This window comes from Massilia mucilaginosa (assembly GCF_011682145.1).
GTDB classification, from domain to species: Bacteria; Pseudomonadota; Gammaproteobacteria; order Burkholderiales; family Burkholderiaceae_D; genus Telluria_A; species Telluria_A mucilaginosa.
The window spans coordinates 22,666-36,853 of sequence record NZ_WHJH01000025.1 but is presented as its reverse complement, the minus strand read 5'-3'; the positions used below and the strand labels follow the sequence as shown (position 1 = coordinate 36,853).

Genomic DNA, 14,188 nt, shown 5'->3' with positions numbered 1-14,188 from the left:
GCGCGCGCGATGAGTAATCCCGTCATCCAGCTGGGCCGCCACAAGTTCGTCTGCGGCCTGTTCTGGCAATCGCTGTCGCGCCCGCGCGAACTGGCGCGCGAGGCGGCCGACCTGGCGCGCAAGATCGATTGCGACCTGGCCGTGCTGCGGCGCGAGTATTCGACCGCGCAGGCGGGCTTCGCGCACAGCGGCGCCGGTCCGCGCCAGGCCCTGTATTCGCTGGCGGCCGCGGTGGCCAGCCGGCTGGCGCGCGACGGCGCCCACTACGATGGCGAAAACCAGCCGGTGCACAACTGGCTGGCGGCGTTCCGCCTGCCGGACGGGCACTGGGCCTACTTCGCCGTGCGCGACGCGAACTTCCTGCCCAACGGCGACTTCGCCGGCACGCGCGAGGAAGTGTTCGAGCGCCTGCACGGCGATTATGGCCTCGGTGGCTGGAACCTGGTCATCGGCGACGCCGAACTGGAACACTACGGCTTCCACAATTTTCGCGAGCGCAGTATCGAGGAAGTGCTGGGCGATGCAGGAGACGGGCGCATCAAGGTCAGTAAATCCTGGCTGCTGCGCCCGACCACGCCGCGCATCGCGCCGCGCATGCTGGCGGCCGGCGTGGCCGTGTGCGCCTTGCTGGTGCTCGGCGCCGCGTTGGGATGGCGCCAGTACCAGGCGCGCCAGCAGGCGCAGCGCGCCGCCGCCGACGCTGCGCTGGCCGCGCGCGCAGGCTTGGCGCCTCCCAAGGCGGCGCTGATGCCGGCGCCGCATCCATGGATCAACAGCGCGGCCCCGGGCAGCGTGGCGCGTGCCTGCGTGGCGGGGCTGGGGCAGCTCACGCCCGGGGGCTGGGCCTTGTCCGAATACAGCTGCGGCGCACCGGAGCAGCGCTTCACCTGGATGCGCCAGGAATCGACCATCGAGCTGCTGCTGGCCCAGGTGCCGGATGCCCAGGTCGACATCGGCGGCGACACCGCGACCCTGGCGCGCCCGTTCGCGCCCGCTCCCGGCGCCGACGATGTGCTGCTGCCGCGCCAGCAGCTGGTGGCGGGCCTCCAGTCGCGCCTGCAGCTGATGAACCTGGGCCTGCACCTGGCCCTGCGGCCAGCGCCGCCAGCGCCGCCGGCGGGAAGCAAACCGGATGGAACCATGCCCCCCGATTGGCACACGTATACATATGCGATCGGCCCGGTCGCCGTGTCGCCGCTGGAAGTGGCCGCGATGCTCGACATGCCGGGCATCCGGATCGAAAGAATGCGCTACCGCGCCGGCATCTGGTCTTTTGAAGGAGTCATTTATGCGAAATAGCCTGAGCCTGTTGTTCCTGGCGGCGGTCGCGGCCGGTCCGTCTGCCGCCGCCGCTGCCGCCGTTCCGGTGCCGGCCGCCGCCAGCGCCTCCGACACGCTCACCCGCATCGAGTCCGAGACCCTGGTGCTGAAAGCGCGCGAGCGCCAGCTGGCGGTGCGGGCGGCGATCGCGCAGCGCCAGAACGAGATCGCCGGACGCCAGGACGAGGCGGCGCGACTGGGCAGCCCGGCGCCGGCGGCCAGCCCGGTGGTGCAGTCGCTCGAAGGGATCGGCCAGCACCAGTATGCGACCCTGCGCTTCGACAGCGGCGCCGTGGTCGAGGTGCGCGCCGGCGATATGCTGGCGGGCGGCCTGCGCGTGCTGAGCGTGGAGTCGAATGGCGTGATCGTCGAAACGGCGCGCAAAAAGCGCGTGCGCCTGCCGCTGGCCGGCAACGGGGCCGTATCGGCTCCTGCACCGGCCCCAGTGCCCGCGTTTGCACCGGCGCTTGCACCTGCGCCGGCGCGCGCGGCAGTCGCCCTGCCGCCGCTGTTCCCCGGCGCCACCGGGAGCGAGCGATGATGCCCTTTGCCAGCTTGCGCGGCGCGACGCCGGCCAAGGCCGCGCCGCCGGCAGCGCGCAGCGGTGGCGCGCTACAGGTACTGAGCAGCGCCGGCGACTTCGAGGGCAGCGCCGAGGAACGCAAGCTGCTTTGCCTGCTGTCGGACGGGCGCCTGCTGATCGCCCAAGGCCAGGAATCGAATCCGCACGTGCTGTCGTACCGCGCGCGCCTGCAGAAGATGGCGCGCCAGTGCACCGTTGAGGCGGTCGACATCGAAACCATCGCCGCCCTGTACAACAATGGCGCGGGCGAGCAGGGCGGACGCCGCCACGAGCACTCGATGATGCAGGTGACGGCCAAGGAGTTGCTTAACCGCGCCTGCCGCGAACGCGCCTCGGACATCCACATCCGCGTGCGCCGCTGCAGCACAGAGACCTATTTTCGCATCCATAACGACCTGCTGCGGGTCGGCAGCCAGACTTCCGAATACGGCGAGCGCCTGCTGGCCACCCTGTACGGCGCCATGACGTCGGTGTCGGACAGCTCGTACAAGCCGACCGAACGCCAGGACGCCAGCATAGCGGACCGCGACAAGCTGCCGCCGCAGCTGTACGGCGTGCGCATCGCCACCGCGCCCACCAGCGAAGGCACGCTGATGGTGCTGCGGCTCCTGTACAACGACGCCGGGGACACGGTCGACCTGCGCCCGCTCGGCTTTTCCGAGCTGCACGCGTGCCAGATGCAGCGCCTCAAGGAGCAGCCGACCGGGATGAACATCATCAGCGGCCCGACCGGCTCGGGTAAGTCGACCACCCTGCAGCGGGTGCTGAGCGGCGCCCTCCAGGAAGCCGGCAACAAGCTGCACGTGCTGACCGTGGAAGACCCGGTCGAGTATCCGATCGATGGCGCGGTGCAAACCTCGGTCACCAATGCCGGCAGCGAGGAAGAGCGTTCGCGCCTGTTTTCGGCGGCGATCAGCAACGCCATGCGGCTCGATCCGGACACCATCATGATCGGCGAAATGCGCGACAAGGCCTCGGCCCAGAGCGCGCTGCGAGCCTCCATGACAGGGCACCAGGTCTGGACCACGGTGCACGCCAACAGCGCCATCGCGATCGTCGACCGCCTGCTCGACCTCGGGCTGCCGATGAACATGGTGGCCGACCACCTGGTGGTGACCGGCTTGATCAGCCAGCGCCTGGTCAAGCTGCTGTGCCCCCATTGCAAGGTCATGCTGAGCGATGCGCCTGACGTGCTGGCCGCGCCGCTGCTGGCGCGTGTGCGCCAGGCCTGCGGCGCCACCTTCGACCAGGTGTGCGTGGCGGGCCCGGGCTGCCCCGAGTGCCGCGAGCAGGGCACGGCGGGGCGCACCGTGGTGGCCGAAGTCATTACGCCCGACGCGCGCTTTTTCGATCTGATCCGCAGCGGCGCCAAGGGACAGGCGTTGGACTACTGGCGGCGCGAACTGGGCGGCCAGACCCTGCTCGAACACGCGCTGGCCAAGGTGGCGGCCGGCCTGGTCGATCCGCGCATGGCCGAAAAAGTGGTGGGCCACCTGGCGTTCGAGGCGCCGCGCGCCGAGCGCCACCTGAACGTGGTGGAGGCGCTGCATGCAGGTTGACCTGCAGCGCTGGTGGGCGCGTACCCAGTTCGGCGAGGCCGTGCGCCTGCGTGTGTACCGCAAGATCGCGGCGATGCTGGGCAACGGCGTGCCGCTGCTGAAAATCCTCGACGAGCTGTGGGAGCGCGCCTCCGACCAGGGGCGCAAGCCGAACGAACCGCTCGCCATCGTGCTGGCCGACTGCCGCCGCACGGTGCAGAACGGGCGCTTCCTGGGCGATGGGCTGGAATGGTGGGTCCCGAGCACCGAACGCATGATCATCCTGGCCGGCGAGCAGTCCGGGCGCCTGGAAGTGACCTTGCAGGTGCTGGCCGGCGTGGTCAGGTCGCAAAAGGAAATCAAGCGCGTGATCGTCGGCGGGCTGTCGTATCCGCTGGCGATCCTGGCGATGGTGCTGGCCTATCTGTATGTGTTCGGGGTGACCGTGGTGCCGCAGTTCGCGCGCATGGTCGACCCGGAAAAATGGCGCGGGTCGGCGCGCTCGCTGTATGTCATGTCGCAGCTGGTGCAGCAGTGGATGCTGCCGATCGTCGGCGCGCTGCTGCTGGTGCTGGTGGCGATTGCCGTGTCCATGCCGCGCTGGCGCGGCAACCTGCGCGTGGTTCTGGACCGCTACGCGCCGTATTCCATCTACCGGCTGCAGGTCGGCAGTGGCTTCCTGATGGCGTTCTCGGCCTTGCAGTTCGCCGGCATCACGGTCGAAAAATCGCTCCAGCGCCTCTCGGGCCAGGCCCCGCCGTGGCTGCGCGAAAGGCTCGACGGCGCGCTGCTGGGGGTCAAGTCGGGCCTCAATTGCGGCGAAGCGCTGCGCAACGCCGGCTACGGCTTCCCGTCGCCCGAGGTGGTCGACGACCTGTGTGTGTATGCCGAATACAAGGGCTTTGCCGACGCGCTCAAGATCCTGGCCGACGAGTGGATGGCCGATGGCGTGGAAACGGTAAGCGCCCAGATGAAGGTGCTCAACGGCTTTTCCGTGATTGCGCTGGCCGTGGTGATCGCCTGGCTGGTCACGGGATTTTTCGGCATCCAGCAGGAGATTGCCAGCATGACGCGCAGCATGCGCTGAACCCACTACCTCATTTCTTAACCTGTAGTTTCTTATTAGCCCACCGACTGGAGAACACCATGAAACAAGCCCGCTACCCACGCCGCCAAGCCGGCGCCTCGCTGCTCGAAGCCATCGCTTACCTCGGGATCGCCGCCATCGTCATCCTGGGCGCGGTGTCGCTGCTGACCGGCGCCTTCAGCAGCGCCCAATCGAACCAGGCCGGCGAGGAAGTCACCGCCATCCGCACCGCCGTGCGCAAGCTGTACATGGGGCAGGGCTACGGCACCGGTGCGCTCAATGGCACGCTGAAAACCGCCGGCGCCTTTCCGGGCACGCTGTCGGTAACGGCCGACGGCACTGCGACTAACGTCTGGGGCGGCAACGTGGTCGTCACCGGCGCCACTGGCAGCTTTACCATCGCCTACCCGGCCCTGCCGCAGGACGTCTGCCTGGCCACCCTGGTGGCGGCAAGCGGCTGGAAGTCGATCGCCGCGCCGGGCACGGCCTCGATCACGACCTTCCCGGTCACGCCGGCCGAAGCCGCCACCGCCTGCAGCGTGACCGCTGCCGCCGGCAACGCGCTGACCTTCACCTCCAACTGAACCCGACCCGATCGACCTTCGTATGCTTGACGCTACCGCAGTCCGCCAGCTGGTGTTTTCCGACCTTTACCTGGGCCATCCGACCCTGGAGGACCGCTTTTGCGACGTCCCCGGCGCCAGTGCCAATCCGCTGCGCGCGAGCGCCGCGCTGCGCGGCGACCTCGATCTGCTGATCGGCGTGTGCAAGGCGGCGCTGGCGGGGCCGCGCGCGCCGGCGCGCTGCAAGGTGGCGCACGACGGCGTCGATTACCACATGACGACCATGCTCACGGCCGGCGGCCAGGTGTTCGTGCTGCGCCGCATTGCCGCCGCCATCCGTTCGCTGGCCGAACTCGGCATCCCGAACGCGTTCATCCCGGCGCTGCTGGCGCGCGGGCTGTCCGGCCTGTTCCTGGTGGCCGGCCCGGCCAAGTCAGGCAAGACCAGCACCGCCTGCGCCATGGTCAAGGAACGGCTGGCGGCGCACGGCGGCGTGGCCGTCACGGGCGAGGCGCTGATCGAATTGCCGCTCGAAGGCAGCTACGGCGACGGCGTTTGCTACCAGACCGGCACCGGCGCGGACAACGGCGCCAGCTGCGCCGAGGCGTTGCGGCGGGTGCTGGGGAGCGGCGCGCATATCATCCTGCTTGACGAGATCCGCGACCAGGAAGCCGCCGTGGCCGCGCTGCGCGCCAGCATCGACGGCTACCTCCTGATCAGCACCATGCGCGCTGACAGCGCGACCCAGGCCATCGGCAAGCTCGAATCGCTGGCGGCCGAGCGGCTCGGCGCCGAGCACGCGCGCGCGCTGATGGCCGAGGGCGTGGCCGGGGTGCTGTACCAGCAGCTCGGCACCAGCGCCAAGATGACGCTCAAGACCGACATGCTGCTGCTGAAAGACGCTCCATCGGCGCGTAGCCATGTGCGCAACGGCCAGTACGATCTGCTGGCGGCCATCGCACGGCAGCAGATGGCGGCGCTGATCGCCTCCAACGCGGCGCACCCGCTGGCGCAGCGCTAGCCATGTTCAACGCCATGATCGTCGCCGTGCTGCTGGCGCTCACCACCTGGTATTGCGCCGGCCAGGGCGACCCCGGGGTGCTGGCGGCGCGTACCGCGCAGCGCGGCCAGGCCAGCGCGATGGCCCAGTACCGCCAGGCGGTGGTGGGATACTTTACCGCCCATCCGGAGCAGTTCCAGGCCGCCCCAGTGAACCGGGCCGGCTTTGCCAACTACCGCCTCGCCGAGGGCACTATTTTGGTGTATGCGCTGGCGCCGCAGCCGGGGCTGACCTCCGAATTACTGGCGCTGTCGCAGCGCTCGCACATGGTCGGACGCTTCAGCGGCGGATTTTTCTGGCCGGCGCTCGGCGCCGCGCCGAGTTCCATCGCCACTCCGGCGCTGGCGATTCCGGACGGCGGCCCGGTGTGGCTGGCCGCCGCCAACTAAGGACAAGCATGCACCACAAACAGCACGGCATCGCCATGATCGAAATCCTCGGCGCGCTCCTGATCGCCGCCATGCTGGTGGCGGGCCTGGCGTCGATGATCGACACCGGCCTCGAAGACGCCAAGGCGCAGCGCAGCGCGCAATACCAGTCGGCCATGACGGCCGCCGCCAGCACCTATCTGGCCGACCGGTACGGGACGCTGGCGCAGCCGGCCAAGGTCGGCCAGACCCTGGTCATCACGCCGGACATGCTGCGCGCGGCCGGCATGCTGCCGCCCGGAATGGCTGCGACCAATCCCTACGGCCAGGGCGCCTGCCTGCTGGTGCGCCCGCGCGCCAAGTCGGCGGCGGCCTCAAGCACCATCGTGCTCGATGCGCTGGTGGTGAGCGAAGGCGCGCCGATCCCGGACCGGGTACTGGCCTTTGCCGCCGCCAGCGCCGGCGCGGGCTTCATCAGCAGCCGCGAGCCGGGGCGGGCGCGCAGCGCGGCCGGCGCCTGGGCGCTCGACGCGACTACCGCGCCGACCCTGGCCAGCTTCATCGGCGCCAAGTGCAGCGGCACGGCGGCCGGCGGCGGCAGCCTGGTGTCGGCCCTGCTGTTCGACGGCACTGGCCAAGCGGCCGATTTTTTGTACCGCAACAAGGTGCCGGGCATGCCCGAGCTGAACCAGATGAACGCGCCGCTCGGGATGGGCGCGGCGGCGGTGGTCACGCTCGACGCGCCGTGCGGCGGCGCCGCCATCGCGGTCGACGCCGCGCGCAACCTGATGCACTGCAGCGGCGAGAACCGCTGGACCAGGGTCGCCAGCACCTCGTCCTGGAAGGAGCCGGTGGCCGGCTACGCCGACCTGGCGCCGCAGCCCGGCAGCAAGGATGGCGACGTGCGGATGGTCACGTCGCTCGGCCTGGCCTTCAGCTACCACCAGGCCAGCGGGGCATGGCGGCCGCTGGCGGCCGACCAGGACGGCAACCTGGCGATTGCGGGCAGCCTGACAGCCGGCGCCGACATCAAGGCCGGGCGCGATCTCGTCGCCGCCAGGAACGGCGAGATCAAGGGCGACCTGGACGTGTACGACCACGTCCACGCGTACACCCTCACCGCCGACGACTACATCTGGGCGGCGACCTATTCGATCGGCAGCCACTACGGGCCGGGCTGGGGCTGCAACAAGTGGCTGGAAGGCGCCAACCCGCCGGTGCGCGTCAATATCATCGGCACCATCGTGCTCGATTCTGGCTCGCCGCCGCTGCCGCTGATCTGCACCGGCACCGACCCGGACAATGCCGTGTGGCGCTACATGAGCGGTTCGCTGACGCGATGAAGGCGGCATGCGCACTGGCGCTGGCACTGCTGTGCGGGCGCGCCGGCGCCTGCTGGCAGGAGGCCGCCGAGCGCCATGGCGTCAACGCCAGCCTGCTGTACGCCATCGCGCGCACCGAATCCGGGCTCGATCCGCTGGCGCGCGGGCGCCCGAACGCCAACGGGTCCTACGATATCGGCCTGATGCAGATCAACAGCAGCTGGCTGCCGACATTGCGCCGCCATGGTCTGGAGGAACGCCAGCTGTACGACGCCTGCACCAGCATCCACGTCGGTGCGTGGATACTGGCGCAGAACATGCGCCGGCTCGGCAATTCCTGGGATGCGGTAGGGGCTTACAACGCCGCCGATCCAAAGAAGCGGCTGGCGTATGCGCTCAAGGTCTACCGCAACCTGCCGCGCGAGGCGGCAGGGCGCTAGTGCGCGCGGCGGCGCCGGAACACGTGCGGCGTGGTGCTGCTGAGCAGATAGGTGATGTATTGACGATCTTCGTCGACGCGCTCCCAGCCGCCGCTGTCCATGAAGCGGATGCAGCGCGCGTTATCTTGCTCGATGCGCACCCGCACCGGATCGCATAGCGCAAACAGCCAGTCCAAGGTGGGTTTCAGCAGCCACGCCCAGCGCCCGTGGAATTGCGGCAGCACCGCCAGGTGAAGTTCGCGGCCGTCGAACACGGCGCCGCCGGCCGCCACGCCATCGATCTCGTAGCCGACCGAGGGACAGCCAAGGTAGTGGGTAACGGTGCGCTCGCGCGTGGCAACGGCGGTCTGCGCGCTGGGGTAGCGGCTTTGTTCGATGTCGTACATGAGACCGACATCGGCGCAGTCGGTGAGGCGCAGCTCGGCCATGGGAACTCCGTGCGGACAGGGTGGGTAAGGTGGGAATGAAGCAGGGGGAGCCGCGCAGGCATCGCTGCGCAGGCAACCAGGGTGCGGGACCGCGTCGGCAGCCCCACACCGGGAACGCGCTTAGACGATGGCGGCGCTGTCAGGTTTTGGCGCAGGTGGTGGCGGTGGCGGCACCATTGCGGCGAGGGTGGAGGCGGCGCTCAGGACAGGGGCGAGGACTGGCACGGTGATTCCTTTCAAAGTGACGGTTGCAACTCCGGTTGGAGTAGCTATGAGTGGCGCGCGGCGGGCCATGGTTCCATCGGCGCGCGCCAGCGCCGCATTTTGAGCGGGCCCGGCGCGCGGCCTATGACACCGACAGCAGCCAGGCGCCGGCCTTGTCCCTGGCGTCCATGATCGCATCAAGCAGGCTGGTCTCGTCGGCCAGCTGCTCGATGCCGATATTGTGCAGGATGATGTAACGCCCTTCGCTGGCGTCCCACAGCCATTCGCCGCCGGGATAGCCGGGGCTGGCCAGCGGCGGCGCCGCCGCCGCCACCAGCGTACGGCGCGGTAAATGCACCGACACGCACAGGAAGGGCTGTGCCGCGTCGGCCGCCAGCGACGTCAGGGTAACAATCTCGTCGAACTGCAACTCCAGCACCGGTGGGCCGGCGGTGCTCTCCTGGCCCGTCAGCTCGACCAGTTCGCGCAGGCAACGCAGGACGGCAGCGGCCGAGCCACCGAACTCCTCTGGTGGGACATAGTCGTGTTGCTGCATAGAACCTTTAGGAAAAGTAAGCGGTCGGAGCAATGCAAAATGGGTAAGTGCATGCTACGCGTTCCGGTGCGCATCGCCAAGATCAAACAATGCGCACGAGCCTGCCGCGATCCGCCCCATGTGTTCGATCATACTGATTTTCCGCGCCGGCTTCAGTGGTCCAAAAGTGTTACGCCGTTCCCTGTCGTTCGGGTGTTGTATGACCATCGATTTCATGCCAGGCCGCGCGCCCCTGCGCGGATCGGGCAGGGGCGGCCGATGGAACCAGGGCTGGCGGCGCTGCCACACAGAGTCCGACTTCCCCGCGTCCTCGGAGCCCCAGCATGAGGAAATTGAACGTCTTGGCCGGTACGGCCGGCAGCAGGCTTGCGGCGCCGCTGCCTGGCAGCCGCGCCAGCCTCGCGCTCGAACAGTTCCTGGACTTCAAGCATGCATGTACCGCGACGGCCCAGTCGATCGAGCGGCTCGGCCCGGCGCAGCGCCGGGCTCCGAGCGCAGTAAAAGCGTGGACATAGCGGGAAGAAGGGAGGAAGGGAAGAGGGGAAGAGGGGAAGAAGGGGGAGAACGCGGGGGAGCGGGAGAAGCTCGGGAGGGAGCGCGGACAGCGGGACCGTTACGCGCCGCTGCCGGGTCGGGGAAAACAGCGCCGCCCGATGGCGGCGCCGCATCTACTGTTGCTCGTTTACCTGCTTGGCCATGGTGCTGAAGATCTGCAGCTTGGACAGGGCCTGGCCCTGCGCCGCCGCCCAGCGGATCAAGTCGGCGTCGCCGCCCGCGGCGCTGGACCATTCGCCGGCGCCGCTGCGGGGCGGTGCCGGCAAATGCTGGCTACGGTTGTTCAGATAGGTCATCGCTGCCTCCTGTCGTGGTATGTCTATTGAGGATGGGATGCGGAAAAAGCCGCGCGCCGCGGCACGCCGGAGCGCGGCCATGCGTGCATCAGATGGCGTTCACCGCAGCGGTGTTCGCCTTCTTCTGGATCGCCGCCGCCATCTCGGCTGCGGTCAGCACCTCGTTGGCCGCCATACCTGCCGCGATGTTTCCCAGACCTGATGCTGTAGTGGCTGCCGTTGTAGCGATACCAAACATGATGTTCTCCTTAAATGGTTGATTGAAAGTGCCGCCTTGGCCATCGTCTGCCGCAGCGGTCCAACATGAGTAGCTGCGCGCTCACCATTGGTTCCGCCGCCGCCGCGCACTTTTTCGCTGCCGACGCCCCGCTGAGATTTGTTGAGAAATCGACGGCCCGGGCCAAGTATGATTTGACTTGCATACGCCACAGGGCAAGAGGCAGCGGCGCCGCCTGGGCGCCATTTTTCGGGATACATATGAGCGATGAATTTTTGGCGGAACGCGATTTGCTGTCCGAGCTGATTGCACTGGTCAACCAGGGCGAGGTGTTCTCGGACATCCATATCGAGCAGGACGCGCGCATCATGATCAAGACGCCGCGCGGCTGGACTGCGGCGGGCGACGAAGCGGTGACCCTGGCCGACATGAAGCCGCTGCTGGTCGCCATCGACGAGGATTGGGAAGACAAGATCCTCAGCGCCGCCATCGACCGTTCCTTCGTGCTCACCAACTGCCGCCTGCGCTGCAATCTGTACCGCATGTCGGGCGGACGCACCATCGGCATCGCGATCCGGCGTCTTCCGATGGAGCCGCTGCCGATCGAGAAAACCGGGCTGCCGGCTTACGTGCGCACCATGCTGGAAGCGACCAAGGGCGTGATCCTGGTGACCGGCCCGACCGGTTCCGGCAAGACCACCACAATGGCCGCGCTGCTGGAGCACATCAACCGCACCCGCAGCGCCCACATCGTGACCATCGAAGAACCGATCGAATACTACCTGCGGCGCGACCAGGCCATCATTTCGCAGAAGGAGGTGCCGACCGACACGGCCAGCTTCTCGAGCGGCCTGCGCGAGGCGATGCGGCAAAAGCCCGATGTGCTGATGGTGGGCGAGATCCGCGACTTCGATACCGCCGACACGGTGCTGCATGCGGGCGAGTCGGGCCACCTGGTGCTGGCCACCATGCACACCAACAGCGCGCTGGGTGCGATCGGCAAGCTGCTCGGATATTTTCCGGCCGAGCAGCAGGCGCAGCGCGCCGCCGCCCTGGCCAACTCGCTGGTCGGCGTGATCTACCAGAACCTGCTGCCGAGCGAGGACGGCCAGAGCTTCGTGCTGGCCAGCGAAATGATCTTCAACCACAACCAGCAGGTGGCGCCGCTGATCAGCGATCCGTCCAAGACGCACCTGATCGCCGATTTCCTCAAGCGCAAGGAAGACAATATGTCGCGCAGCCTGAACGACGTGCTGGCGCAGCTGGTCGCTAAAAAGATGATCGGCACCAAGGATGCGATGCGGTCGGCCTACAACCGGCTCGAACTGCACGAAATGCTGAGCAACAAGCGCTAGACGTGGTCGCGGCAGGCGAGGCAATATTCGCAGCCGCAGCCGCAGCCGCAGCCGCAGCCGCAGCCGCTGGCGCTGGACGGATCGCAAAAGCCGTCGCTGCCGCAGCGGCGCATGCAGTCGGTGCGGCTGGCCGGACGGACCGGCGCCGGTGTGCGTGCGCGTCCGGGGACAGCCATGCGCAGCGGTGGCACGGGGCTGCCGGCGACCATCGCCAGGTGGTGCATGCGGTCCTCGCCGCCGCCGACCAGGTAGTCGGCATGGGCGGCGCGGCGCGCTGGCAGCAGGTCCTGCGCCGGCGCCCGCAGCGCAGCTTGCGGCATCGGTGCAACCTGCGGCACGGCCAGCACCGGCACTGCCGCCATTTCGGCTGCCGCATCCTGCGTCGCCGGCGCAGCCTGGGCGGGCTCAGGGCGCATGGCTCGGGGGTGGTTCGCCACGGCTTTCCAGTTCGACCTCGCGGCCGCTATCGTTCTGCTCCATCAGTTCCTGCACCACCGCGTAGACCTGGGCCACCGATTCGTAGCTGGCGCGCGGGACGTAGTGGTCGGCCTTGCCGGTGGCATACAGGGTACGCGCCAGCCATACGTGGCGGATCACCGGAATGGCGAGCGCGCGCGCTTCGCGGATCATGGCCTGCGCCACCTCGTCCTTGCCCTTGGCCAGCAGCAGCGGCGCCGGGGTGTGGCCCGGGTCGTAGAACAGTGCCACCGCGAAGTGGGTCGGATTGACCACCACCGCGTTGGCGCCGGCGGTCCTGGCCGGCGCCGATTCGGACGCCCACTGCTGCGCCAGGCCCTTGCGCGCCTGCTTGACGTGCGGGTCGCCTTCGGATTCCTTGTATTCGCGCTTGATCTCTTCCATGTCCATCATCAGCGATTTGACGTGGAAGTATTTTTGCAGCGCGAAGTCGATCACTGCCAGCACCAGGCACATGCCCACCACCGGATGAAGCACCATGCGCAGCAGCGCGATGAAGCCGAAGTAGATATCCTTCGGCTCGCCGCTGGCCATCTGCAGGATCGATGGCAGCTGCTTGCGCACCATGGCCCAGATCATCAGGGCCAGGCCGATGGCCTTGGCCAGCGCCATCAGCAGCTCGCCCAGCTTCTTCTTGGCGAACAGCTGCTTGACGCCGTTGACGGGGTTGAGCTTGTCGATCGAGGGCGTGAGCGACCCCGGCGCGATCAGTACCCCGAACTGGCCCCAGTGGGCGGCGAAGGCCACCACGGGGCAGACCACGAAGAACACGGCGAATACGCCAAGCAGCAGCGTGCCGGCGGCGCCCAGCATGGCCGGCACGGCGTCGTGGAAGGGCCGGCCGACCTGACCCAGGGCCAGCTCGAACAGGGCGTCGAGCGCGGCGTGCCATTGCGGTTCGGTGGCCAGCGCCAGTTCGGCCACGACAATCAGCATGGTCACGCGCGCCAGGTCGCGGCTCATCGCGACCTGGCCCTTGTCGCGGGCGTCGCTCAGCTTCTTGTCGGTGGGCTGTTCGGTTTTGTCGTCGCTCATCGTCTGCCGTAGTCCAGCATCAGGGGAATCAGGTCGAGCATGCGGGCGAAGTCGCCGGCCACGTAGTGCGAGAAGATCGGCCAGTAGACCAGCAGGATGAACAGCCCGGCCACGCATTTGAGCGGCGCCGAGATGAACGAGACCTGCAGGTTGCCGGCGAAAATGCCGATGATGGCGACGCCGAAGTCGATCATCAGCAGCGGCATGATCACCGGGCCGCCGTAGACCGCGACATGCCAGAAGAATTCGCCGAAGCGCTTGAGCAGCAAGTCCAGGTGGCCCGGTTCGAACGGCGGCGCCAGGTTCAGCGCCGGCCACAGGCCGTAGCTGTCGATCAGGATGCGCACCAGCGCCAGGAACAGGCCGGCCTCGATCATCATCACCACGGTCGCCTGCAGCAGCATGGCGCCGAGCGCGCTGGCATCCTGGTCGAGGTTGGACTGGATCTGGATCGGCGAGCGCTGGGTGTCGAGGATCGAGCCGATCGACTGCGCCACCCAGAGCGGGATCGCCATCATCACCCCGAGCAGCAGGCCGATCCCGGCTTCCTTGAGCGCCAGCATGGCGGCCACCAGCAGGCCTGGCGTGGACTGCTGGAGCGACAGGAAGGTCGGGGCCAGCGCCGGCAATGCGATGGCGAAGGCCACCGCGTTGCGCATCATGCCTTGCAAGGTGCGGGTGCCGAAGCCGGGCAGGATCGCCAGGCAGACGGCGCTGCGCGGCAGCGTCAGCGCCATTGCGACCAGGAAGGTCTGCAGGTCGACCAGCAGCGATGTCGTCATGG

The 14,188-nt window shown here is 68.3% G+C and carries 18 protein-coding genes; 11 read left to right on the top strand and 7 right to left on the bottom strand.

What is annotated here, in order from left to right:
• The first annotated feature begins 9 nt into the window (after nt 1-9).
• The 9 genes from pilO2 to F2P45_RS19295 are packed head-to-tail and all read left to right on the top strand — an operon-like array spanning nt 10 to nt 8,281.
• Nucleotides 10-1,299, top strand: a complete 1,290-nt coding sequence (gene pilO2 / locus F2P45_RS19335; RefSeq protein ID WP_166878715.1) for a type 4b pilus protein PilO2 — start codon at nt 10-12, stop codon at nt 1,297-1,299.
• A complete protein-coding gene (gene pilP / locus F2P45_RS19330; RefSeq protein WP_166878712.1) occupies nt 1,289-1,861 on the top strand; it encodes a type IV pilus biogenesis protein PilP in 573 nt (190 codons plus the stop codon). Before pilO2 ends, pilP begins: the two co-directional genes overlap by 11 nt.
• Nucleotides 1,858-3,462 (top strand): GspE/PulE family protein, encoded by a 1,605-nt coding sequence (locus F2P45_RS19325; RefSeq protein ID WP_166878707.1) that lies wholly within the window; start codon nt 1,858-1,860, stop codon nt 3,460-3,462. Before pilP ends, F2P45_RS19325 begins: the two co-directional genes overlap by 4 nt.
• A complete protein-coding gene (locus F2P45_RS19320) occupies nt 3,452-4,528 on the top strand; it encodes a type II secretion system F family protein (protein ID WP_166878704.1) in 1,077 nt (358 codons plus the stop codon). Before F2P45_RS19325 ends, F2P45_RS19320 begins: the two co-directional genes overlap by 11 nt.
• A gap of 59 nt (nt 4,529-4,587) precedes the next feature.
• A complete protein-coding gene (locus F2P45_RS19315) occupies nt 4,588-5,112 on the top strand; it encodes a type 4 pilus major pilin (RefSeq protein ID WP_166878701.1) in 525 nt (174 codons plus the stop codon).
• Nucleotides 5,113-5,134: 22 nt separating this feature from the next.
• Complete coding sequence (locus tag F2P45_RS19310; RefSeq protein ID WP_166878698.1) at nt 5,135-6,112, top strand: ATPase, T2SS/T4P/T4SS family; 978 nt, start codon at nt 5,135-5,137, stop codon at nt 6,110-6,112.
• Between the two features lie 2 nt (nt 6,113-6,114).
• Nucleotides 6,115-6,540, top strand: a complete 426-nt coding sequence (gene pilM, locus F2P45_RS19305) for a type IV pilus biogenesis protein PilM (RefSeq protein ID WP_166878695.1) — start codon at nt 6,115-6,117, stop codon at nt 6,538-6,540.
• A gap of 8 nt (nt 6,541-6,548) precedes the next feature.
• Complete coding sequence (gene pilV, locus F2P45_RS19300) at nt 6,549-7,862, top strand: shufflon system plasmid conjugative transfer pilus tip adhesin PilV (protein ID WP_166878692.1); 1,314 nt, start codon at nt 6,549-6,551, stop codon at nt 7,860-7,862.
• Nucleotides 7,859-8,281: a lytic transglycosylase domain-containing protein gene (locus tag F2P45_RS19295; RefSeq protein ID WP_166878688.1), complete on the top strand. Its 423-nt coding sequence runs from the start codon at nt 7,859-7,861 to the stop codon at nt 8,279-8,281. The genes pilV and F2P45_RS19295 overlap by 4 nt, the downstream gene beginning before the upstream one ends.
• Here the strand turns inward: F2P45_RS19295 and F2P45_RS19290 are convergent.
• Together F2P45_RS19290 and F2P45_RS19285 are read right to left on the bottom strand one after the other, a co-directional pair.
• Entirely contained in the window at nt 8,278-8,709 is a 432-nt protein-coding gene (locus tag F2P45_RS19290; RefSeq protein WP_166878685.1) for an N-acetyltransferase, read from the bottom strand. The genes F2P45_RS19295 and F2P45_RS19290 overlap by 4 nt on opposite strands.
• A gap of 346 nt (nt 8,710-9,055) precedes the next feature.
• Nucleotides 9,056-9,469 carry a hypothetical protein gene (locus F2P45_RS19285; RefSeq protein WP_166878682.1) on the bottom strand — a complete coding sequence of 138 codons (414 nt, stop codon included), beginning with the start codon at nt 9,467-9,469 and terminating at the stop codon, nt 9,056-9,058.
• A 323-nt stretch (nt 9,470-9,792) separates the two neighbouring features.
• On the opposite strand from F2P45_RS19285, the gene F2P45_RS19280 reads away from it, so the two are divergent.
• Complete coding sequence (locus tag F2P45_RS19280) at nt 9,793-9,984, top strand: hypothetical protein (RefSeq protein WP_166878679.1); 192 nt, start codon at nt 9,793-9,795, stop codon at nt 9,982-9,984.
• 153 nt (nt 9,985-10,137) lie between these two features.
• Here F2P45_RS19280 and F2P45_RS19275 read toward each other — a convergent pair whose 3' ends face one another.
• Nucleotides 10,138-10,320: a hypothetical protein gene (locus F2P45_RS19275; RefSeq protein ID WP_166878676.1), complete on the bottom strand. Its 183-nt coding sequence runs from the start codon at nt 10,318-10,320 to the stop codon at nt 10,138-10,140.
• Nucleotides 10,321-10,408: 88 nt separating this feature from the next.
• Nucleotides 10,409-10,558: a hypothetical protein gene (locus tag F2P45_RS19270; RefSeq protein ID WP_166878673.1), complete on the bottom strand. Its 150-nt coding sequence runs from the start codon at nt 10,556-10,558 to the stop codon at nt 10,409-10,411.
• Between the two features lie 239 nt (nt 10,559-10,797).
• Here F2P45_RS19270 and F2P45_RS19265 point away from each other — a divergent pair, with 239 nt between their 5' ends.
• Nucleotides 10,798-11,892: a type IV pilus twitching motility protein PilT gene (locus F2P45_RS19265; protein WP_166878670.1), complete on the top strand. Its 1,095-nt coding sequence runs from the start codon at nt 10,798-10,800 to the stop codon at nt 11,890-11,892.
• On the opposite strand, the gene F2P45_RS19260 is transcribed toward F2P45_RS19265, so the two are convergent.
• From F2P45_RS19260 to F2P45_RS19250, 3 genes are read right to left on the bottom strand one after another with little or no spacing between them, the layout of a single operon-like run.
• The gene (locus F2P45_RS19260) at nt 11,889-12,308 is read right to left on the bottom strand and encodes a hypothetical protein (RefSeq protein ID WP_166878667.1); all 420 of its coding nucleotides are present in this window, start codon (nt 12,306-12,308) and stop codon (nt 11,889-11,891) included. The two genes, F2P45_RS19265 and F2P45_RS19260, sit on opposite strands and share 4 nt — an antisense overlap.
• A complete protein-coding gene (gene sctU, locus F2P45_RS19255; RefSeq protein ID WP_166878664.1) occupies nt 12,298-13,404 on the bottom strand; it encodes a type III secretion system export apparatus subunit SctU in 1,107 nt (368 codons plus the stop codon). Before sctU ends, F2P45_RS19260 begins: the two co-directional genes overlap by 11 nt.
• Nucleotides 13,401-14,186 (bottom strand): EscT/YscT/HrcT family type III secretion system export apparatus protein, encoded by a 786-nt coding sequence (locus tag F2P45_RS19250; RefSeq protein ID WP_166878661.1) that lies wholly within the window; start codon nt 14,184-14,186, stop codon nt 13,401-13,403. The genes sctU and F2P45_RS19250 overlap by 4 nt, the downstream gene beginning before the upstream one ends.
• Nucleotides 14,187-14,188 lie beyond the last annotated feature (2 nt).